At 44.7% G+C, this 20899-nt stretch carries 21 protein-coding genes; 15 read left to right on the forward strand and 6 right to left on the reverse strand.

Going from position 1 to position 20899, the window contains the following annotated elements; translation table 11 throughout:
* Positions 1 to 63: 63 nt before the first annotated feature.
* The 3 genes from FNC98_RS05975 to FNC98_RS05985 are packed head-to-tail and all read left to right on the forward strand — an operon-like array spanning position 64 to position 3444.
* Positions 64 to 1134 (forward strand): CNNM domain-containing protein, encoded by a 1071-nt coding sequence (locus FNC98_RS05975; RefSeq protein WP_143580398.1) that lies wholly within the window; start codon positions 64 to 66, stop codon positions 1132 to 1134.
* Between the two features lie 44 nt (positions 1135 to 1178).
* A complete protein-coding gene (locus FNC98_RS05980) occupies positions 1179 to 3044 on the forward strand; it encodes a serine/threonine protein kinase (protein WP_260680650.1) in 1866 nt (621 codons plus the stop codon).
* Positions 3045 to 3060: 16 nt separating this feature from the next.
* A complete protein-coding gene (locus FNC98_RS05985; RefSeq protein WP_143580399.1) occupies positions 3061 to 3444 on the forward strand; it encodes a VOC family protein in 384 nt (127 codons plus the stop codon).
* Positions 3445 to 3568: 124 nt separating this feature from the next.
* Here FNC98_RS05985 and FNC98_RS05990 read toward each other — a convergent pair whose 3' ends face one another.
* On the reverse strand, positions 3569 to 4621 hold the full coding sequence (locus tag FNC98_RS05990) for a patatin-like phospholipase family protein (protein ID WP_143580400.1): 1053 nt from the start codon (positions 4619 to 4621) through the stop codon (positions 3569 to 3571).
* A 136-nt stretch (positions 4622 to 4757) separates the two neighbouring features.
* On the opposite strand from FNC98_RS05990, the gene FNC98_RS05995 reads away from it, so the two are divergent.
* Entirely contained in the window at positions 4758 to 5846 is a 1089-nt protein-coding gene (locus tag FNC98_RS05995; RefSeq protein ID WP_221932923.1) for a choloylglycine hydrolase family protein, read from the forward strand.
* A 51-nt stretch (positions 5847 to 5897) separates the two neighbouring features.
* Here FNC98_RS05995 and FNC98_RS06000 read toward each other — a convergent pair whose 3' ends face one another.
* Together FNC98_RS06000 and FNC98_RS06005 are read right to left on the reverse strand one after the other, a co-directional pair.
* Positions 5898 to 6314: an ACT domain-containing protein gene (locus FNC98_RS06000; RefSeq protein WP_143580401.1), complete on the reverse strand. Its 417-nt coding sequence runs from the start codon at positions 6312 to 6314 to the stop codon at positions 5898 to 5900.
* Between the two features lie 89 nt (positions 6315 to 6403).
* The gene (locus tag FNC98_RS06005) at positions 6404 to 7750 is read right to left on the reverse strand and encodes an anti-phage deoxyguanosine triphosphatase (RefSeq protein ID WP_144035478.1); all 1347 of its coding nucleotides are present in this window, start codon (positions 7748 to 7750) and stop codon (positions 6404 to 6406) included.
* A 96-nt stretch (positions 7751 to 7846) separates the two neighbouring features.
* Between FNC98_RS06005 and FNC98_RS06010 the strand changes: the two genes are divergently transcribed.
* Positions 7847 to 8269 carry a hypothetical protein gene (locus FNC98_RS06010; RefSeq protein ID WP_143580402.1) on the forward strand — a complete coding sequence of 141 codons (423 nt, stop codon included), beginning with the start codon at positions 7847 to 7849 and terminating at the stop codon, positions 8267 to 8269.
* 511 nt (positions 8270 to 8780) lie between these two features.
* On the opposite strand, the gene cmoB is transcribed toward FNC98_RS06010, so the two are convergent.
* Positions 8781 to 9746, reverse strand: coding sequence for a tRNA 5-methoxyuridine(34)/uridine 5-oxyacetic acid(34) synthase CmoB (gene cmoB, locus FNC98_RS06015; protein ID WP_143580403.1), 966 nt, complete (start codon positions 9744 to 9746; stop codon positions 8781 to 8783).
* A 16-nt stretch (positions 9747 to 9762) separates the two neighbouring features.
* The gene (gene cmoA / locus FNC98_RS06020) at positions 9763 to 10509 is read right to left on the reverse strand and encodes a carboxy-S-adenosyl-L-methionine synthase CmoA (protein WP_143580404.1); all 747 of its coding nucleotides are present in this window, start codon (positions 10507 to 10509) and stop codon (positions 9763 to 9765) included.
* A 535-nt stretch (positions 10510 to 11044) separates the two neighbouring features.
* Between cmoA and aspS the strand changes: the two genes are divergently transcribed.
* The 4 genes from aspS to ruvB all read left to right on the forward strand — a co-directional run bounded on the left by aspS (position 11045) and on the right by ruvB (position 15420).
* The gene (gene aspS / locus FNC98_RS06025) at positions 11045 to 12826 is read left to right on the forward strand and encodes an aspartate--tRNA ligase (protein ID WP_143580405.1); all 1782 of its coding nucleotides are present in this window, start codon (positions 11045 to 11047) and stop codon (positions 12824 to 12826) included.
* 186 nt (positions 12827 to 13012) lie between these two features.
* A complete protein-coding gene (gene ruvC / locus FNC98_RS06030) occupies positions 13013 to 13540 on the forward strand; it encodes a crossover junction endodeoxyribonuclease RuvC (RefSeq protein WP_143580406.1) in 528 nt (175 codons plus the stop codon).
* Positions 13541 to 13734: 194 nt separating this feature from the next.
* Positions 13735 to 14361, forward strand: coding sequence for a Holliday junction branch migration protein RuvA (gene ruvA / locus FNC98_RS06035; protein ID WP_143580407.1), 627 nt, complete (start codon positions 13735 to 13737; stop codon positions 14359 to 14361).
* A gap of 48 nt (positions 14362 to 14409) precedes the next feature.
* Complete coding sequence (ruvB, locus tag FNC98_RS06040) at positions 14410 to 15420, forward strand: Holliday junction branch migration DNA helicase RuvB (protein ID WP_143580408.1); 1011 nt, start codon at positions 14410 to 14412, stop codon at positions 15418 to 15420.
* A gap of 61 nt (positions 15421 to 15481) precedes the next feature.
* Here ruvB and FNC98_RS06045 read toward each other — a convergent pair whose 3' ends face one another.
* Positions 15482 to 15877 (reverse strand): MAPEG family protein, encoded by a 396-nt coding sequence (locus tag FNC98_RS06045; RefSeq protein WP_143580409.1) that lies wholly within the window; start codon positions 15875 to 15877, stop codon positions 15482 to 15484.
* Between the two features lie 457 nt (positions 15878 to 16334).
* Here FNC98_RS06045 and FNC98_RS06050 point away from each other — a divergent pair, with 457 nt between their 5' ends.
* The 6 genes from FNC98_RS06050 (at position 16335) to recR (ending at position 20854) form a co-directional block, all read left to right on the forward strand.
* A complete protein-coding gene (locus tag FNC98_RS06050) occupies positions 16335 to 16946 on the forward strand; it encodes an energy transducer TonB (RefSeq protein ID WP_143580410.1) in 612 nt (203 codons plus the stop codon).
* Positions 16947 to 17142: 196 nt separating this feature from the next.
* Complete coding sequence (locus FNC98_RS06055) at positions 17143 to 17754, forward strand: energy transducer TonB (protein ID WP_143580411.1); 612 nt, start codon at positions 17143 to 17145, stop codon at positions 17752 to 17754.
* A 102-nt stretch (positions 17755 to 17856) separates the two neighbouring features.
* Positions 17857 to 18522, forward strand: a complete 666-nt coding sequence (locus tag FNC98_RS06060) for an RNA polymerase sigma factor (RefSeq protein WP_143580412.1) — start codon at positions 17857 to 17859, stop codon at positions 18520 to 18522.
* Positions 18522 to 19259 (forward strand): hypothetical protein, encoded by a 738-nt coding sequence (locus FNC98_RS06065; protein ID WP_143580413.1) that lies wholly within the window; start codon positions 18522 to 18524, stop codon positions 19257 to 19259. Before FNC98_RS06060 ends, FNC98_RS06065 begins: the two co-directional genes overlap by 1 nt.
* A 63-nt stretch (positions 19260 to 19322) precedes the next feature.
* Positions 19323 to 20192 carry a DMT family transporter gene (locus FNC98_RS06070; protein WP_185968080.1) on the forward strand — a complete coding sequence of 290 codons (870 nt, stop codon included), beginning with the start codon at positions 19323 to 19325 and terminating at the stop codon, positions 20190 to 20192.
* Between the two features lie 62 nt (positions 20193 to 20254).
* Positions 20255 to 20854 (forward strand): recombination mediator RecR, encoded by a 600-nt coding sequence (gene recR / locus FNC98_RS06075; RefSeq protein ID WP_143580414.1) that lies wholly within the window; start codon positions 20255 to 20257, stop codon positions 20852 to 20854.
* Positions 20855 to 20899: the final 45 nt, after the last annotated feature.

Raw genomic sequence — 20899 nt, forward strand, 5'->3', positions numbered from 1 at the left:
TTTTACTAACTTAAATCCCGGGAGAAACGAATTGCACACTGACGGATTAACGGCTGCTAACTGATGACTTTATTGATTGTTTATTTGTGTATCGCCATTGGCGTATCCTTTCTGTGCTCAATCCTTGAAGCTGTACTTTTATCGATTACCCCGAGCTATGTTGCTGAATTGCAACAAAAAAAGGCTCGTGGTTATCAGCAGCTGACACAAGCAAAACAAAAGCTTGATCAATCGATTTCCAGTATTCTTATTTTGAACACCTTTGCCCACACCATGGGGGCGGCTGGTGTTGGCTCCCAGGCACTGCAGGTGTTTGGAGAAAAATGGGAAACGTTAATAGCATTTTTACTGACGCTGGCGATTTTATACCTCTCAGAAATTATTCCGAAAACCATTGGTGCCCATTACTGGCGAGCGTTAGCGATCCCTGCAGCCATTATCATCAACTTTCTGGTTAAACTCGTGTATCCATTGGTTTGGATCTCCGGGTTTCTGACTCGTTTGTTCAGTAGTAAACATAAACAACCAGCAATTTCTCGTGAAGAAGTGGTTGCGATTACATCCCTTGGCCACAAAGGAGGGACAATCGCGACCCAGGAAAGCCAGCTTGTGCAAAATATCCTTATGCTGCGCGATGCCAAGGCTGCAGATATTCTGACGCCTCGAAGTGTTGTACACGCGCTGAGTGAAGACACCACAGTGGCTGAGGCTTTAGCTTCGCCCCAGACCGAGTTTTTCACTCGGATACCGGTTTATCAGGACAGTATCGATAATATAACCGGCGTTATCATTAAAAATGGGTTGTATGAGTCTGAGCGAAATGGGCAACCCGATGTGGCGCTTCGCGAGCTGGCAATGCCAGTGCATCGAATATCGGAAAGTTTTCCGGTTCTGAATTTGGTCGATCTGTTCTTAAAGCGTCAGGAACATTTGTTTTTAGTGGAAGACCATTTTGGCCAAACCGCAGGCATCGTCACTTTAGAGGATGCTATAGAGACCATTTTGGGGCGCGAAATTGTCGATGAAACCGATTCGGTAGAAGACTTACAAATGCTTGCTAAAGCAAATTACCGAAGTCGTTTGAAAGCCAAGTTTAATAAAGTAAACGATCCAGGTTCGGACAAAGAGGAGTAATTGTTAAGAGTGGCCTCTTTACTTAAGGTGCTTTTCAGTTGACTATACGCGAGAGACAACAACCCAGAGAAGGCACCTTGTCAGCCAGCAAGCCAAACAAAAATCTTCAGCATTTCTATATCGCTGAAGAGCAATCCATTTACCTGTTAAGCCACAAAGATGCAGAGAAGTTAAAGCAGTGGATTGAGCTTTGTAAATCGCAATTGCGACAATTGGGCTATACCAATATCGAATTGTTGGGCAAGGGGGCTTATGGCTTTGTCTTTTGTGGTGAAAACGGTGGCGGTGAATCTCAGGTATTCAAGTTCTCCAGAATAACCTTACCTCAACACGTTCAGGATCGCCTTGCTGATGAAGCCTTGATGCAGTCGACCATTGACCATCCTAATATTCCAAGACTGGTTGAATATCGAAAAATAAAGCGCCAGTCGATTTTGCAAATGAGCCGGGCGCCCGGTGTGGATATGGAAGTGTATTCCCATCAGCACGGCCCACTGTCCCCGGAGCTTGTGGTAAAGCTTGCGATTCAGCTGATTAAAATCCTCAAATACCTGAGAGAGCCCGCCAACCATCAACAACTCAAGCCTATTGTTCATGGCGATATAAAACCGTCAAACCTGGTGTTTGATTCCTCTACTGGCGAAATTCAGTTAATTGACTGGGGCTCATCGGTTTGGGCACAGGTGGATAACCAGGGCCAGTCTACAGCATCAAATGTTATGGATTTGATGAGCGGCGATTTACAGCACACTAATGCCCGCATGGGGGATGTGTATTTTATTGGCGAAGAACAGTTAAATGGCGGTTTATCTTCACCTCGTTTTGATGAGCAGGGGATGGCTGCAACCTTATACGCGTTAGCCTCCGGACAATCCTGTCGTTATGGTTATAAAGTGATAACCGCTTCGTCATTAGGGTTACCAAAAGTTTTAGGGAAATCACTCGATGCCATGCTCGGTGATGATGCCGATATGCGCCAAAAGGCCGGCGATTACCTATTTTCTCAGTTACCTTTGCTGGAAAACATGGTGTTAAAACCAAACCCTAAAATTAATCTGATCAAATCAGTCATTCCGGTGTGGATCAAACCCAAAGTCGCGGAAATGGACACGGTTGTTTATGGTTCCCGCAAATCCTTCTTAAGGGAGTCTTCTGAGCGCGATAAGCTCGTCGATATCGACGATGTACAGCTGGAAAAATATTATAAAAATTTCTTAGTGGGCATGGGTGCAACTGAAAAGGCATTTATCGCCGCCGTTAGCCGGCTTGCCCGTTACCCGGTGGTGGGTGGTCTGGCTATTCGCTGGGAAAAAGATGGCCTTTATGTGGATTCTAATCTGACCTTGTTTGATCAGACATTGGAAACCGCTTTTAAGTCGGCGGTAAACAATATGGTAACACTGGCACAAGGGATTTTCCGGGTCGGTATCTTTAAATCCTGTTTGTTTGACGCCCGTAATACCCTGCATGTTGAGCGCAAGAGCAGTGCCGTTCCGTTTAAGGCTGCAGCGGGGCAGTTTATTCCATTTGAGGTTAGTAATCTTGATGAGGTTGATAAGCCAACACGATTACATTCTTATTTTGAAGACGGTAAAGATCCTGACGAATATCTGCGCCTGCCAGATAAAATAATGGCGGTGTTAACCCGGCTAAATAAGATTCATCATACCGGTTGTATTATTTTCGAAGTGCTGGAAACCCATTTGAAAATTCACAGCTATTTGATGCTGCTGAATCACGCTAAAAAAGCAGAGTTTGCTCAGTGTCTGAAGGAAATCATTGAATTGCTACCAACCATTAAAGGATTAGGGATATCTGGCTTTATGAAGCTACCCTATAAAGACACGCGATTTTTTGAGCATATTAATCAGTTACCGGACAAGTTTTATCCTAAAAACCCAAAACGTTAGCGGAAGAGGAAAATCCATGAGCAACAATAATATTACCGAAATGGCCTGGTTAGATTTAACCGTTGAAAATGCTGGTGAAGTGAAGGACTTTTATCAGCAGGTTATTGGCTGGGAAGTAGAAGCCTGCTCGATGGGAGAGTATGATGATTATGCGATGAATAATCCTGCTAATGATTCACCACAAGCTGGGATTTGTCATGCTCGTGGCGTCAATGCCGATTTACCACCGGTATGGATGCCATACTTCCTGGTTGCCGATATCGACGCTTCCATTGCCGCAGTCACCGCTAAAGGCGGGGAATTACTTACCGAAGTAAAATCCATGGGCGGCGAAGATAAATATGTGGTTATCAAAGATCCTGCCGGCGCCGTGTGCGCCCTGTATTATAAGAAACCCTAAAAACCAGTATTAATCCCAATTGCTTTTGGTTTTACTGTACGCGTTGTAACTATCAAGGGGCAACGTGTTGATTCTCAATGAACTCTGAGCCCTTGAACGAATCCTCGTAAATTAATGCTGATTCCTACCAGGCCAGTGGCTTTACTCTGTCAAGGTTCTGGTGCTGCACAAAATCATCCAGACTTTCTGCTAACTGATCGGTAGCCGCAAGAACCGTTTGCCAGTATTTAATCCGCTCGGTTGGCGGCAAATCAGTGAAATCTTTTCTATCCGGAATTTTTTGAAAAGGCAGGCTCGCCACAAAATCTTCAGATGGTACCAGCATCACCACATTGTCATAATGTTTCTTATCGACAAAGCGATTTAAGGATTTATCAAACCAACCGGCTTTCGGGATAGCGCTAAAATGCGGGTACAATATCAAGCCGGTATTACCAACAATGTCTAAATCAAAATGATAATCGATAATACCACCATCCCGGTACATTCCTTTGGGAGAGTCGGGCACATCTTTTATGCCTTGCATCACGGCAGGTATAGACCCACTGGCAAGTAATGCATCAAGGGTATTTGCCTGGGTTAACGGTAGATATGAGGTATCAAATTGATAGGGATCGCTGATAGATAGATTGCTTTGTGGGTGATGGTAGATGACCCGCTGATACTGATGTTTTAACAATCCCCGATCGATACGATTTAATCCATAGCTGGCCACAAGCCCGAGCATTTGCAGGGCTTTATTTTCATAACTGGTAAGGCCGTTGCAACGACAAGCAACAAAGTGTGCTTTATATACCGGGTTATTGATGATTTCGTCGATACCGGTATCGCCAAACACCGCTGACATCAAGTCATAAGCCTTACCGGTAATTTCTTTGGCATCGGCTTTGTCGGAATATACGGTTTGTGAATAATTTTCTGCCAACCGGGTGATGCCGGCGACAGGATCCTTTTGAGAGAGGGCGGCAAATCGAAATGCGCCAGCGGAAGAACCGATTAAATTTAATTCAGATGTCCGGTCTTGAAATAGCTCACCAAAGAGATATTTATCCAGGCCGTAAAGAGAAAACCATTTGGGGCCGCCGCTGGCACCAATCATGGTGGAGAATAATTCCTGGGAGAATCCTTGTTGCTTGAGCGTTGCAAGTGCGTTCTTGCCGGCGTAAATATCTAACATTGAATTTAAGCTTCCTGGCGAAAATTATGGGAGGTATTTTAAGGCTTGTTGCCGGTAAGGAAAAGAGCTATCAAGATTCAACTTCGTTTTATTTTTCCTGTGCTAGATTGAATATTAAACACTTTCAGGAGTTATCATGAAGCGTTCTATGACCATTATCGTCACCTTTTTCTCAACCTTAAGTTTAATTTTTACCCCTATTACTCAGGCTTGTACTGGAATTACATTACACAGTGAAGACGGTGCAGCTATCCCAGGTCGCACTATGGAATTTAGCTTTGATATTCAATCGCAAATCAGCATTATCCCGGCAGGCACCGAAATTGAAACATTAATCACCGAAAAGAAATACAAAGGATTCAAATATAAAAGCAAATATGGATTTGTCGGCTTAAACGGCATGAAGGAGCCGGTTATCGTAGATGGCCTTAACGAGAAGGGATTATATTTCGGCGCTCACTATTTTACTGGCCAGGCAAAGTTTTCCAAGCTTACTGACGAAAATGCCTCTAGTGCAATAAATTCCGCCGAGCTGGGAAGCTGGCTACTAGCAAATTTTGCAACAGTTAAAGAAGTAAAGAAAGTCATACCCAAAACAACGGTAGTTGAATCGTATATTGAAGCAATCAAAGGCAATGTACCTGTTCATTATCGTTTAATCGATGCTTCAGGCGAAAGCATTGTTATCGAATACACCGAAGACGGTTTGAGTCTTTATGACAATGATATCAACGCATTTACCAATAGCCCAAGATACAGCTGGCATATGACTAATCTGGTTAATTATTTAGGATTGACCCCCGTTAATCGCCCTGCAAAAGAAATCAACGGCAAATTGTTTGCGCCATTTGGTGAAGGGACAGGGCTGGTTGGCATGCCGGGTGATTACAGTGGTCCATCTCGGTTTGTGCGCGCTGCGGTATTCGCAAATACCGCAATTCCATCAAAGACCGCTGAAGATGGTGTTTTTCATGCGTTTCATATCTTAAATGCCTTTGATATTCCTAAAGGCGCAATTCGTAGCGAAGAAGGAGAAGAGGTGGCGATGGACTACACCATCTGGACTTCTGTGGCGGATACTAAAAACCTTATTTATTACATTAAAACCTATGATAGTCAGCGATTAGAGAAAATCGACTTGGCCGAAGCTTTGCAAAACATTTCGAAAGTGACGAATTTGCCGTTAGATAGCAAATATCAGGTGATTGACCGCACACCGAAGTAGGCGGTGAGTGATTGATGACCCGCAGATACCACATCTCCTATCTGCGGCTGTTTATACGATTTTGGGGCTTGGTAGATTGCTTAATGCTATCAGGCTCTGTAGCGCTAGCTGCGCCTTATCTTTTGGTACAAAAATATGATCGTGGAAATAGGCAGCGACAACATTAGCGCTAATCCCTTCCTTTGCAAGGGCTGTGGAGATGGCTGCGGTAAGGCCTACCGCTTCTAAGCTCGAATGTACGGTTAATGTAATTTGCTTAAACACACCCTGATAGTCAATGCTAGCGCTATCTGCCTGATGCTTATCCAATATCAGGGTTAACCCTTCAGATTCGACAAAACTTGCCAATGGGTTTAGCTCCAGATAATCACCAACATCACCGGCCAGGGTCACAAAGACAAACTCTCGTCCGCTAAGTTCTGGTTTCATACTGGCAATGAGTTGATTTAAATCAGTAATGGCGCTCAAGGTAACTCCTTAACTTCAGGTATATGAAAGCTTACTTCCACCTTCCACTTCCACCTTAAAAGAAATAGGAGAGGGGTTAAAAATAATCGCTAAACACAATGCTTTTCATTAACACCACTGGCATTCGCAATAAACAGATTGTTGTATACCCGAGTGGCGAATTCATCGGTCATGCCACTGAGATAGTCGGCAATTACCCGGTTCGGATTCTGACCATTGTCGGCAACTTTTTGCCAGCGACGACGGGTTGATTCTGGCAACAGGCGCTCGGGATCACTGGCAAAGGCTTCAAACAGTTCCATCACAATTTGCTGGCCTTTGTACTCCAGACGCTGAATATCGGTTTGCTTAATCACGAATCGATAAACGAAGTCTTTTAATAGGCTGAGCACTTTCGCCGGTGCTGGAGAGAGTTTGGCATTATAACGCAGCAAATCTTCGCTGAAATCGGCTTGCTGTAATTCATTTAAATCGACGATAGCGATGGACGTGATCAGATAATTTACCAATGAACCAATCGCATCTTTTTGCAGGTGATGCTGCTGGCTGAATAGGTTATCGGTGATAGTGTTGTGATGATCCTGAACCCAGGCGTCATTGATTTCCGCCATTGGTTTGGTCACATACTCTTCAAATAAATGTCTGGAAACCACGCCGGTTACGATAGCATCTTCTAAGTCATGGACGCCATAAGCGATATCATCGGCGAGTTCCATGATTGAACAATCCAATGATTTAAACTGAGTCTTTCTGTGGTTGTTATCTCGAGCGACACTGCTCTGGAAATATTCTTTATCTGAGTATGACAGTGGCTCTAACACCCAATGCAGCATATCCAAATCGTCGGAGTAAATGCCTTTTGGTGGATGCCAGTCACCAGCTTTAAGCTGACGGTAATTGTTTGGCAATGTTTCTGGGTAGGAAATCTGCAGAGCGTCGATGGTTTGCGGATATTTCAGGAAGCCGAGTAGGGTGCGGCGAGTAAGGTCCATCCCAAATGCTTCCGTATAGGGTTCGAGTTTACTGACAATACGAAACGTCTGGCCGTTACCTTCAAAACCACCATGTTTATGCATCATAAAGTTCAGAGCAACTTCACCACCATGACCAAAAGGCGGGTGACCAATGTCGTGAGCAAGGCAAATGGCTTCTATTAATGCATCATCGTTTGGAAACAACTTGTCTGCCAAATCGCTGTGCTTGTTTCTTAATTGCGCGCTGATCCCCGAACCAATTTGCGCCGCTTCCAAGGAATGGGTTAAGCGGGTGCGATAAAAATCGCTAACGCCGACGCCCATCACCTGAGTTTTGGCTTGCAGGCGCCGGAATGCTGCCGAATGCAGGATACGTGCTCTGTCTCGCTGGAACGGCGAACGATGGTCCTGAATACGAGTGGAATTTGGAGAAAATTTACGTTGTAACCAATTTTCGTTCATAAAAATGCGCAATTAATTTTCATTTATGCCTATGATTACTCTATTTTCAGTCTTGAACAAGTAAATTCTCAGGACCTTTCAAATGATTAGAACACTATGTTTATCAATTTAACGATTGTTTTTGCCTGGCTTCCATCGCTGGCCTTATTAGCGACGGTGATGATTTCGCTCATTAACTTTATGACCGGAAGCTTTTCAAACGAACAGCTCTCTGCAGCCTCGCAATCGCCATTACAAGCAAGCTTACTAGTTATCTGGGTAATTGCTGTTGTGTTCAGTTTCTGGAGTCTGTGCTCGGTTTGCTTTGGTTTGAAAATGAACTTTCTGTGGCGGCTAATAGCCTTAATAGTCGGAACCTTGGCTTACCTGATACCGTTCGCATTTTTCCTGCCGTTAATTGCCAGCTTCTCATTGCAAGGGTTGATGACGGTGATATTAAGCTTATTGGCGATAGCCGCCTTGATTCACCTAATCCATGCTTTCATGCATTTGCGGCTAATAGTCAAAGCGGAGGAATGATCTAGGTGTTTGCGAAGGGAAGGTGTCAGAGCATTCTTCCACCTTAATCCTGAAGCCGTCATTTCCAGCTACGACTGGAAATCAAAGCCTTGGCTTAAGCTGGAGATCTCCTTTTTCAAGGAGATGACGTTTAGAGGGGCTTTTGAATTACCGTCATAGCTTTAGGTCATTTCCAGCTACGACTGGAAATCAAAGCCTTGGCTTAAGCTGGAGATCTCCTTTTTCAAGGAGATGACGTTTTAAGAAGCTTCTGAGCTATTTTGATGGAGTCAGAGCTTTCTTCCACCGAAAATTGCTCCTGCATTTTCGGCATATAGTCCATCCCTGGCCAAAACCTTACTCTTCCACCTTCATACTATCCCCGTCATTTCCAGCAACGACTGGAAATCAAAGCCCTCAGCTTAGCTTGAGATCTCCTATGTCAAGGAGATGACGTGGAAAGAGACTTTTTATTTTTCGGGAAGGGGGCTTGCTTTTCTTCCACCTCCAACTTACCTCATATCTTTCTTTTTTACGCTTCGGCGATAAAAATCGCGCGAAGCGGCGCCGGATATCCTTCGATGGTCTTATTGCTGTCTTCAGGGTCGAGAAAGTCTTGTAGCGATTCGGTATCCATCCAGTCGGTTTTACGCTGCTCTTCAAAAGCGGTTTGGTCGCTATTTACCATGCGCACATTTTTAAAACCAAGACGGCGCATCCAGAACATCAGGGCTTCAGCACTCGGGATAAACCAGACATTACGCATCTTGGCGTAGCGCTCACCCGGTACCAGAACCGTTTGCTCGTCGCCTTCCACAACTAGGGTTTCTAACACTAGTTCACCGCCCGGACGCAACTGAGCTTTTAGCTGCTGCAGAAAATCAATTGGCGATTTACGGTGATATAACACCCCCATGGAAAATACCGTATCAAAGGTTTTTAATGCCGGCAGGTCATCAACGCCTAACGGTAATAAGTTTACTTTTGGATCTTTGATGAAATGCTGAATTGCCTGAAACTGCATCAGGAATAACTGGGTTGGGTCAATACCGACAACAAACTCGGCGCCTTCGCCGCGCATCCGCCACAGGTGATAACCACTGCCACAGCCGATGTCTAATACCGTGCGTCCTTGCAGCGAGCTGATATGGGGTAGTAAACGATCCCATTTAAAGTCCGAGCGCCATTCGGTATCAATGTGCAGACCATGAATATGGAAAGGCCCTTTACGCCAGGGTTTGAAATTCTTCAGTAATGCTTCAATGCGTTTGCGCTGCCCTTCGGGAATGTCATCGGCAGAGCCAATGGTGACACTGTCTTTCAAATCCAGCGAGGAGTATTGAGTTTGCGGCAGGGCATCCAGGGTTTTCAGCCACTTACCATATTCACCATGCAAATGGTTTTTCTGCCAGTCTTCCAGCTGCGCTGGAAGACTGGTTAACCAGTGACTTAACTGATTCGTAGCAATTTGTTGGTAGAAGGTATTAAACATAGTCATGGTTGTGATTGGTATTTTATTTGATGGCAACTAAAGAGAAAAAGTTAAAGCACTGAAACCAGGGCGTGGCGTGTGAGAAACCTGCTTGTTCTAAGCGGTCTAAATGATTTTGCAAATGATCCGGCTTCATTACGTTTTCAATGGCAGAACGCTTCTGCGCAATTTCCAATTCGCTGTAGCCGTTGGCGCGTTTAAAATCGTGGTGCAGCTCATTCAGCAGCTCTTTACAGGCTTCATCTTCATCGTAAATTTTCTCAGAGAGAATAAATAAGCCACCTGGAACCAGCGCTTTAGCAATATTTTCAATCAATTGCGCACGTTTTTCCGGGGCGATAAATTGCAAGGTAAAGTTCAACACGATCACCGAAGCGTTTTCCATTGGCTCGGTGAGGATATCGCCAAGTTTAACCTCACACGGGGTGTCGCCTTTAAAGGCATTAATGTGGATTTTACAGCGCTCTACCATATCTTCAGAGTTATCGATGGCAACAATCTTACAGTTTTTGGCCTCAATGCTGCGGCGCATGGCGAGACTTGCTGCACCTAAAGAACAACCCAAATCATAAATATTGGTATTGTCTTTGGCATAACGGCCGGCAAGGTTGCCGATGGTGTCGATAATGGTGTTGTAGCCCGGTACCGAGCGTTTGATCATATCAGGGAATACTTCAACCACTTGAGCATCAAAGCGAAAGTCGGCAACTTTTACCTGCGGCTTTGAGTAAATAAGGTCTGTATCGGTTTGTGTATCTTTGCGGGACATGAATGTCGTCCAATTGCATACTATGGGGCTTATTTTATCTTAAATATCTGAGATATTGAAAGTTCATGGACAAATTTGGCAATTATGACGGGCTATTTATGCAATATTGCTTTTTTCACCACACATACCGCCAATACAGGTGACTTCTATCTGGTTTTCCTTATAATACCAATCCGCATTGATATGGGAGCTATTCAGAATGTCAGCCGAGGTTTTTATACTAGGCGTCGTTATTTAGGAATGGCCATTCCATTTCAAATAGCGACAACGCCGTAGAAACTCCTCTCGGGCATTCCCGGATGGGCGAATATAATTTCTACTGGTTATATTCATTCGATTTCATATCAATAATTTCGATGAATTAATCGGCCGCGTTTACTATTCCAATTATTCGCTGAATGATCAGTCTTCAGTGCGGATTGGTATTTAGTGCCGCTTTATTATTTTATGGGTATTGATGATCGCGTCGGTGCCATGATGATCCCGCTATAATGAACTCGGGTTCAAGCTATTTACATATCAGGAACAGTCAATAATGCGTAGCGTATATTGTGGTGAGGTAAATGAATCTCACATTGGTCAGGAAGTCACTCTATGTGGTTGGGTAAACCGTCGTCGCGACCTTGGTGCGGTAATCTTTCTAGATTTGCGTGACCGTGAAGGTATTGTGCAAGTGGTTTACGATCCGGATTTCCCAGAAGTACTGGAAAAGGCCAACACCCTACGTAACGAATTCTGTGTTCAGGTAAAAGGTAAGGTTCGCGCTCGTCCTGAAGGTCAGGTGAACAAAGATATGGCGACCGGTGCTGTGGAAGTACTTGGTTTAGAGCTTACTATCCTGAACAAAGCGGCTCCACTGCCGTTAACGCTAGATGATCACCAGAACAATTCTGAAGAGCAGCGTTTAAAGTATCGTTATCTTGACTTGCGTCGTCCGGAAATGACTGAGCGTTTGCGCTTTCGTGCCAAGGTAACATCTGCGGTTCGTGAATCACTGGAGTCGCAGGGCTTTATGGATATCGAAACTCCGATTCTTACTGCCGCTACCCCAGAAGGTGCACGTGATTACTTGGTACCGAGCCGTACTCACAAAGGCAGCTTCTTTGCTCTACCTCAGTCGCCACAATTGTTCAAACAGTTGCTGATGATGTCAGGTATGGAGCGTTACTATCAAATCGTAAAATGTTTCCGTGATGAAGATTTACGTGCTGACCGTCAGCCTGAATTTACTCAAATCGATATTGAAACCTCATTTATGACCGCTGATCAGGTAATGGAAGTTACCGAAACCATGATCCGCGATTTGTTCAGCAAATTACTGAATGTTGATTTGGGCGATTTCCCTCGCATGTCTTATGCCGAAGCCATGACTCGTTACGGTTCGGATAAGCCAGATTTACGTAACCCACTTGAGTTGGTCGATGTTGCCGACTTATTAAAAGACGTTGAGTTTAAAGTATTCTCAGGTCCTGCTAACGATGAGAAAGGTCGTGTTGCCGTTATCTGTGTACCAGGTGGTGCAGAGAAGTTCTCTCGTAAGAACATTGATGAATACGGCAAGTTCGTAGGTATCTACGGTGCTAAAGGTTTGGCCTGGATGAAGGTTAATGACCGTGCTGCTGGCATGGAAGGCATTCAATCGCCAATTCTTAAGTTCTTACCAGAAGATGCGGTAAACGGTTTGCTTGAACGAACTAACGCACAAAGTGGTGATATCATTTTCTTCGGTGCTGATAACTACACCGTAGTTACTGAAGCCATGGGCGCGCTACGCCTTAAGCTTGGTGAAGACTTAGACATCGTTAGCGATGAGTGGAAGCCTCTTTGGGTTGTAGACTTCCCAATGTTTGAAGAAGTGGATGGTCACATGCACGCGCTGCATCACCCATTCACTGCACCTTCTGAACTAAACGCAGAAGAGCTGGAAGCAAATCCAGTAGGCGCGCTTTCTAATGCCTACGATATGGTTCTCAATGGCTGTGAATTAGGTGGTGGTTCTGTTCGTATCCACGACCAGGCAATGCAGGCTGCCGTATTCCGTATCCTTGGTATTAGCGATGAAGAAGCCGAAGAGAAGTTTGGCTTCCTACTTGAAGCTTTGCGTTACGGTACGCCGCCACACGCAGGTTTAGCATTTGGTCTTGACCGTTTGGTCATGTTAATGACAGGCGCAACCTCTATTCGTGACGTAATGGCATTCCCGAAAACCACGACAGCGGCTTGCCCATTAACCAACGCACCAGGCAAAGCCAACCCAGCACAATTAGCGGAACTTGGCGTCCAAATCGTTGCGGAAGAGAAAAAGTCTGAAGACTAATTCCCTTACAACCTAGAAGCCAAAACCTAAATCCCAAAAGCCGGCGACAAGCACTTTGTCCCCGGCTTTTTTAATGGAATCCTATTTTCAGATAAACAATCATTTATGCGATCAGTTTTCTGATGACATAAAATCTTGCCTCATTTAAACTAGCGACAAATAATAACGGCAAGAATAATACAGACATTGAGCATCATCTTAGGCATAGATCCCGGCTCCAGAATTACCGGCTATGGCATCATTGAAAAAAAAGGTCGCACCTTCAACTATCTAGGCAGCGGTTGTATTAAGACGTTGGCGGCGGGGGATGACCAATCAAAGCGCTTGCAGATAATTTTTGCCGGCGTATCAGAACTGATTATTCAATATAGACCGGATTTATTCGCCATTGAGCAAGTGTTTATGGGTCTTAACCCTTCTGGGGCACTTAAGCTTGGACAAGCGCGTGGCGCAGCCATGGTTGCTGCAACCAATAACAATGTACCCGTGGCCGAATATTCAGCCAGACAGATCAAACAATCTGTGGTGGGAACCGGTGCTGCAGATAAGACACAGGTGCAGCATATGGTGGCATCGATATTAAAACTGCCGGGTACGCCACAAGCCGATGCCGCTGACGCATTAGCGGTCGCTATTTGCCATGGCCACAGTTATGATTCCTTGGTGAAAATGGCGGGGCAGGCATCGAAAACCGTTCGTGGCCGTTTACGCTAATCAATCCACTTATATCCCCAGCGATTTCACAAATTCCGCAATTAAAAATTGACATCACTGTATATATATATAGTATTTGAGTTATCCAAGAATAGTAACAACTCAATCGCATCTGGTATTGATAACCACACAGGTATATTGCCTGTGATCAGTAATTCTGCCAGAGCGCATGTAATCAGGGCGAGGAAAGCAACGTGATAGGACGATTAAGAGGAACCGTGGTAGATAAACAACCACCGGAAATTTTAATTGAGTGTGGTGGGGTGGGATACGAAGTCACATTACCCATGACCAGCTTTTACCATTTACCCAAACTCGACGAAGAAGCCATTATCTATACCCACTTTGCGGTACGGGAAGATGCCCAACAATTGTATGGCTTTGCCAATGTTACCGAACGTAAGCTATTCCGCTTGCTTATTAAAGTAAATGGCGTCGGGCCAAAACTGGCTCTGGCCATTCTGTCAAACATGTCATCGTCTCAATTTGTGCACTGTGTACAAATCGACGACGTAGCCACCATTGTAAAAATTCCAGGTGTAGGTAAGAAAACCGCTGAGCGCCTATTGATAGAAATGCGCGACAGACTAAAAGACTGGGGGCAGGATATCGCCACGCCGAACGCCGATGAGTTTGCCTTACAAAGCGAAGAGGTTGGCTCTACGTTTGTTTCCGTTGCTAATGAAAAAGACGATGCGATAACGGCATTGGTATCGTTAGGCTACAAACAGAATCAGGCGGAAAAAGCCGTTTCTGGCGTGCATCAGGATGGCATGAGCTCGGAAGAGTTAATTCGTGATGCATTGAAATCTATGTTATAACCAGCGTTATAACAAAACCTGTAAGCAACCTTTGGTCAAACCATAAAGATGATAGAAGCGGATCGTTTAATACAACCTACTTCCACAACCCGTGAAGAAGAAACCATCGACAGGGCAATACGCCCGAAAATGCTCGCCGATTACACCGGCCAGGAGCATGTAAAAGAGCAGATGGAAATCTTTATTGAGGCGGCAAAAAAACGAAATGAACCGCTGGATCATTTGTTGATTTTTGGGCCTCCAGGCTTGGGTAAAACTACGTTAGCGAATATCGTTGCTAACGAGATGGGCGTCAATATTCGCACGACCTCGGGGCCGGTATTGGAAAAGGCCGGCGATCTCGCGGCGCTGTTAACCAACCTTGAAGAAAATGACGTGTTGTTTATTGATGAAATTCACCGTTTGAGTCCTGTGGTTGAGGAAGTTTTATATCCGGCGATGGAAGATTATCAGCTCGATATCATGATAGGTGAGGGTCCAGCAGCTCGCTCCATTAAGTTAGATTTACCACCCTTTACCTTGATTGGCGCAACAACCCGCGCCGGCGCGTTAACTTCTCCTTTGCGCGATCGTTTCGGTATCGTGCAACGTCTGGAATTTTACAAAGTCGAAGATTTAACCGATATCATTGCCCGCAGTGCTCACTTTTTAAATGTTGAACTGGATAACGAAGGCGCAATTGAAGTTGCTCGTCGCTCGCGTGGCACGCCACGTATTGGTAACCGCTTATTGCGTCGTGTCAGGGATTTCGCTGAAGTTAAAAATGATGGTACCGCAGATCAAGAGATCGCTTCAAAAGCTTTGAATATGTTGGAAGTGGATAGCGAAGGCTTTGATTTAATGGACCGCAAACTGCTGCTAGCCATTATTGATAAATTTATGGGCGGACCGGTTGGTCTGGACAATGTCGCCGCGGCAATTGGTGAAGAGCGCGATACCATTGAAGATGTAATTGAACCATTTTTGATTCAGCAAGGATTTTTACAGCGGACTCCTCGTGGCCGCATGGTTACGGAGAGAGCCTATTTGCACTTTGGCTTGGATAAACCAGAACGGTAACTTCTTTAAACAGGGCAGCGTATTGAGTCTTTAACAGCTGCCCATTCTGTATTCTCTTTTCTTATAAAAAAATATTAGCGATGTTGATTACTGCCAAAATAAGTATCGCTAAAAAAGTGCCCAAGACGCCGACAAAACGTTGCCAGCTTGTTCCCGCAGTTTTGCTCACACCAATGGCGTGCAAAAATCGACAGGTTACTAAAGCGCCGCCGATCGCGTGCAGCAACATTGGTGAGCCCTGGTTTACCTCGAATATTGCGAACAAAAGCATTGCCATCGGGACATATTCGATAAAATTACCATGGACGCGAATCGCTTTTCTCAAGTCTTTATTCTCGCCATCACCTAAACCTACTTGAAAACGACGGCGCAGGCCAATGACCTTGAAAGATAGGGTGATGTGAAGCAGGGCGAGGATACCTGTGTAAAAACCAGTAATGGCTAAAGAATGTTCCATTTTAACTTCCTTAATCTTTTTGTGACGTTATACCAACCCCACTAAGTTTGTGCACAACTCAGAGTTAGGGCCGAGGTTCAGTTACAACATAGATTTTATTGATATAGTCATTCTATATTAATGAAATATAGGGTAGTAAATGGGCCTCTCACTAACTCCCTACGGGTGAGTTTTAAAGGCATTTGGACTACGTTACTGATTTTGGCTAATTTTGAGAGCGGAATAACCATTCTCTGCAATCAAAGCCTTGTCTAAAAGCCTTTAAATTCTCACTGAGTGAGCAATAATTTAATGGGATTGGTATTAGTTTACTGCAAACATATGTTGACGAAAAGCGCTTCGCACAATAGCGAACTAACTTGTGTAAAAACAATCTTACAAACAACTATAATTAATGCGAGCCAGGCAGTGAGAGGTAGCAAGCTTGCAAGTTAATTTCCCTGTAGAAGGAGGAAGGGTGAAATTCTTCGTTGCTATTATTGCCGGGGCCTGTATCTCTATGGGTATTCTTGCCATCATGGCTGCTCTTGTATCGTCAGATGACGTATATATTGAGAATGTTGAAGAGTACCCACTGGTTGAGTTGACTGAGCCTCGCAAAGATAGCAAAGCGGTTTATAAAAAGCGGATTTTAGAACCGCCTCCTGAACCACCCCAAAAACCCGGAGGGATCTCTTCGGTAAGGGCTGTTCCGGCCAAAACTACCGCAGACATCAAGCAAATCGAAATGCCAGATATGGATATCGATACGAGTTTGCAGTCTCAGGAATTTGCCATGGATACGCCAGAAAGCGGTGGAGCTACACCGATTTATCGTGCATTACCCCGGTATCCAATTTCTGCGGCCAGACAAAAGGTTCGTGGCTGGGTGAAATTGAAGTTTTCGATTAATCCGCAGGGAGTGCCTGAGGATATCGAAGTGTTGGAGTCGCAACCGGAGCAGATATTCGACCAGGCCGCAATTGATGCGCTGGCGCGGTGGAAATACCGCCCAAAAATGGATAATGGCAAACCGGTAAAGCAGGAAAATCTTAGCGTTCGCATTGATTTTGGTAAAAAGAAAAAATAATTCCAAATAATACTAAGCCTATAATATTCAATAGCTTAACCTCCATAATCATCCATCTGAATTTAAATTTAAATAAAAATAAATTTCTTAACCCCTTTTCAAATCCTCAGTCGTTTTACTAGCAAGGCAATAGGGAAAGTTGCTTGTGATCACGAACCAACCCTCTGATTAACAATGATGAAAGTGAGGCAGGCTGATGGCTCGATTAATAAATATTATCTTTTTAGCATCCATAGTAAGCTTTGGATTATTTGCGTTTATGGCGGCGCTTGTTAAAGACAACGGCGGTTTTACTCAAGACCCAGTGCCGTATATCCCAGTTGAATTTACCGACCAACCAAAGGATAGCAAGGTTCAGGAAAAGCAAAAGTTAGACCCTCCGCCTCAACCTAAGCCTATGCCGCAACCGCCGCAACAAGTGACGGCGGTTGATCCGACAGAAGCAACAGTAAAAATTAATGTTCCCGGGCCAAAAATCGATTTAGTAAATGAAGGTCCAACAATTTTGGGGCCAAATGCCGGAGGCGATGCCAGACCTATTGTTCGGGTGAGTCCTAAATATCCCATTGTTGCGGCGCGTGACGGTATTAGCGGCTGGGTTCAGTTAGCCTTTTCCATTGATGAAGCTGGCGGCGTAACCGATATTGAAGTCATTGACTCCTCGCCAAAGCGTACCTTTGACAAAGCGGCAATCAAAGCGTTAAAACGCTGGAAATATAAACCAAAAATGGTTGATGGCAAGCCACTAAAGCAAACGGGTTTGACGGTGCAATTGGATTTCAAAATGGACCAAGCCACTGGCTCGTAAGTTTCAATACTGTATGATAGCCAGCTAAGCGCTGGCTATCCGTTTCAAAGTTAGCGCACGGTTTAAAACCATTCCAAGCCATAAAACCAAAAGGATGTAAGTTTGGCGAAGATATCTTCACTCATTAAAAGTTGGCTAAACCCGGCATTAAGTGCAGAGCAGCAAATGCTGGCATACGCACAAAACCCGGAACCTGCGCTATTAAAACCTTTAGTGGAACGATTCAGTGATGATCTCTACCACTTTCTGATGGCTCAGGCCGGAGCATCATATGCGGATGATGTATTGCAGCAAACCTGGTTAAAGGTGATAGAAAAACGCCAATCTTTTGCTGCAGGAACCAGTGTAAAAAGTTGGTTATTTACCATTGCCCGCAACACTTTGGTGGATGAATTGCGCAGAACCCAACGTTGGGACTTTAGCGATATCGATGAAGTATCAGCGGATGGCAAACCAGGGTCTGAATGTGAGGCGCAGTTATCTCATATTTCTGCAGAACAACGAGTGAGTGATAATGAGCAACGCGAGCTTTCTCAACAAGAGTTTCAAGATATGCTGCAATCACTAACTTTAGCGCAACGAGAAGCGGTGGTGCTGCAATTGGAAGGCTTTTCAATTGAGGAAATTGCGTCAATTACCTCGGAAAAACGCGAAACCATAAAATCACGTTTACGTTATGCGAAACAGGCATTGAAAAAACACATGGTAAATTTTAATTCACTAGATAAGGCTGAAAATGTCTGCGTTGCCGGTAAGGAGTGTCAATAATGAGCAGTAATAAGCGCGACTTTGAGCAAACTCTGCAATCGGCGTATCAAGAGCATAAAGCTCAGAACCGATTAAGTTCAACAGATAAAGAAAAGCTTTTCAGTAAACTGGAACAGGCATCGGCTGAGAACGCGCAAGATGAAGCGATTCCCCATGGTTTTATGAGTCAATATCGTCGTTTTAATTACCTCAAACCGGTGATTATTTGCAGTATTGCGTTAGTGCTGATTGTGCCGCTGTTTAGTCTGGTAAAAGAGCAAACCCAGTTAATAAATCCCGAAGCGCCGATCTATGCTGAGGTGACTTTTGACGAGCATTTGTTGTCTTCGGATGAACTTAAACAACCGCAACTGGCAATTACGTTGCCGCAATTACCTCTTTCTAATCGACCTGAAATTGCGATCAGAGAAATCGCTGCCAGTACGCCGGAGCAAAAGCTGAATAACTTTAATCAACTAATCGAAAGCTTGCGTGAAGAAGCTCATAATGCAGCGCAAATGGCAGGCTTAGATTTTGCCGATGAACTGCGCCAGGGCAAGTTAGTACAATTAGACGGCGATTGGTTTATCGAGTTTTGTAACGAACAACGAGAGCGATTGCGCACTGACGTTATCGAACATTCGTTATTGGCAGCTTCACCCGCAGGCCCACAATCGGAAATTACGTTTGACGTTTATTCCAATCAAAATGGCGTTATTGCGTTATTGCAAAACACTCAGCCATTGATGTGCGATTAGCCTTATTTCACGGGCATTTTCAACGGAGTAAAGCGGAAGACAGGTAATTAGCAGCGCGAATTTATGACACATACATTGAAGACCACAAGCTTAACCATATTGGCGCTTATCGCTTTCGCGGCTAATTCGGTATTGTGCAGACTGGCGCTTAAAGATGGTGTTATCGACGCATCAGGTTTTACCACAGTGCGCCTGGTATCTGGCATAACCATGTTTTTGCTGTTAATGCTTGTCTATGGAAAACCTGGCAAGCAACAGACACAGCAAACCAATAGTAAAAAGCCATGGCTTTCGGCTTCCATGCTCTTTCTTTATGCTATTACCTTTTCTTTTGCTTATATTTCATTGGATACCGGAACTGGCGCGTTGATTCTATTTGGCGTAGTACAACTTACCATTATCGCGATTAGCTATTTCCAAGGCGATAAATTGTCGCTCGCTGAATGGATTGGCGTATTGGTTTCATTCTCTGGCCTTACATATTTAGTTGCGCCAACCGTAACAACACCCGATGCTTTTGGCTTTATTTTAATGGTGTTATCCGGGATTGCCTGGGGCTTTTATACGGTTATGGGCAGAGGCTCAATATCAGCGTTTAACGATACGGCTCGAAACTTTGTACTGACATTTCCATTGGTAATCTTGCTAGTTTTGGTTACCTGGTCTGATATTAACCTGTCGGTAAAAGGTATGGTTCTTGCCAGTTTATCCGGCGCAGTGGCTTCAGCATTGGGCTATACCATCTGGTATCAGGCTCTTCGAAACCTTTCTAATATTGAAGCTGCCGTGGTGCAGTTATCGGTGCCGGTGATAGCGGCGGTCGGCGGGGTACTTTTCGTTGCTGAAGTTGTCACATTGCGGCTAATTATCGCCAGTGTCTTAGTACTAGGCGGCATTTTTCTGGTGATTATAAATAAGTCCCGAAGCGCTTAAATTCACTCTTGCAACTTTCCTGTGTTATTCTTGCCAACATTAGTATTTGACCAGATGTATTTATGAAACTTAGTCCGTTAGTACAGGATCTTATTGATAACTTGAAGCACCTACCTGGAGTTGGGCCTAAATCGGCGCAGCGAATGGCGTTTCATCTACTTGAGCGCAACCGCAAAGGTGCAACTAAGCTTGCCAATTCCATGGCCAGTGCCATGGAAAATGTTGGCCATTGCCGAACCTGTCGAACCTTTACTGAGCTGGAACAGTGTGACATCTGCGCAAGCCCCAAACGTCAGGCAAGCCGTTTGCTTTGTATCGTAGAATCCCCATCGGACATCCTCGCTATTGAACAAACCGGCGAATTCATTGGCCGTTACTTTGTATTGATGGGACATTTATCGCCTATCGATGGTATTGGCCCGGAAGAGCTTGGCCTGGACCAGTTACAACACCTTTTGGCCAGCGATGAATTTGATGAAATGATCCTGGCGACAAACCCGACGGTAGAAGGCGAGGCAACCGCGCACTTCATTGCCGATTTAGCTGGCTCTTACGACGTGTCGGTTACCCGAATCGCCCATGGCGTTCCGGTTGGTGGCGAACTTGGCTATGTTGACGGCAACACCTTATCCCACGCCTTTTCCGGCCGCAAAAAACTTTAATCTTTTATCAAGGGCTCAGCAATCAGTGACCCCTTGATAATTTCT

Source organism: Thalassotalea sp. PS06, assembly GCF_007197775.1.
In the GTDB taxonomy this organism is placed as follows: Bacteria; Pseudomonadota; Gammaproteobacteria; order Enterobacterales; family Alteromonadaceae; genus Thalassotalea_A.

Coding starts and splice junctions, on each gene's coding strand:
- FNC98_RS06065 (WP_143580413.1), top strand. CDS start 18,522: ATGAGCAGTAATAAGCGCGACTTTGAGCAAACTCTGCAATCGGCGTAT.
- recR (WP_143580414.1), top strand. CDS start 20,255: ATGAAACTTAGTCCGTTAGTACAGGATCTTATTGATAACTTGAAGCAC.
- ruvB (WP_143580408.1), top strand. CDS start 14,410: ATGATAGAAGCGGATCGTTTAATACAACCTACTTCCACAACCCGTGAA.
- FNC98_RS05985 (WP_143580399.1), top strand. CDS start 3,061: ATGAGCAACAATAATATTACCGAAATGGCCTGGTTAGATTTAACCGTT.
- cmoA (WP_143580404.1), bottom strand. CDS start 10,509: ATGTCCCGCAAAGATACACAAACCGATACAGACCTTATTTACTCAAAG.
- cmoB (WP_143580403.1), bottom strand. CDS start 9,746: ATGACTATGTTTAATACCTTCTACCAACAAATTGCTACGAATCAGTTA.
- FNC98_RS05995 (WP_221932923.1), top strand. CDS start 4,758: ATGAAGCGTTCTATGACCATTATCGTCACCTTTTTCTCAACCTTAAGT.
- FNC98_RS06045 (WP_143580409.1), bottom strand. CDS start 15,877: ATGGAACATTCTTTAGCCATTACTGGTTTTTACACAGGTATCCTCGCC.
- FNC98_RS05990 (WP_143580400.1), bottom strand. CDS start 4,621: ATGTTAGATATTTACGCCGGCAAGAACGCACTTGCAACGCTCAAGCAA.
- FNC98_RS06010 (WP_143580402.1), top strand. CDS start 7,847: ATGTTTATCAATTTAACGATTGTTTTTGCCTGGCTTCCATCGCTGGCC.
- FNC98_RS06070 (WP_185968080.1), top strand. CDS start 19,323: ATGACACATACATTGAAGACCACAAGCTTAACCATATTGGCGCTTATC.
- FNC98_RS06005 (WP_144035478.1), bottom strand. CDS start 7,750: ATGAACGAAAATTGGTTACAACGTAAATTTTCTCCAAATTCCACTCGT.
- FNC98_RS05975 (WP_143580398.1), top strand. CDS start 64: ATGACTTTATTGATTGTTTATTTGTGTATCGCCATTGGCGTATCCTTT.
- FNC98_RS06055 (WP_143580411.1), top strand. CDS start 17,143: ATGGCTCGATTAATAAATATTATCTTTTTAGCATCCATAGTAAGCTTT.
- aspS (WP_143580405.1), top strand. CDS start 11,045: ATGCGTAGCGTATATTGTGGTGAGGTAAATGAATCTCACATTGGTCAG.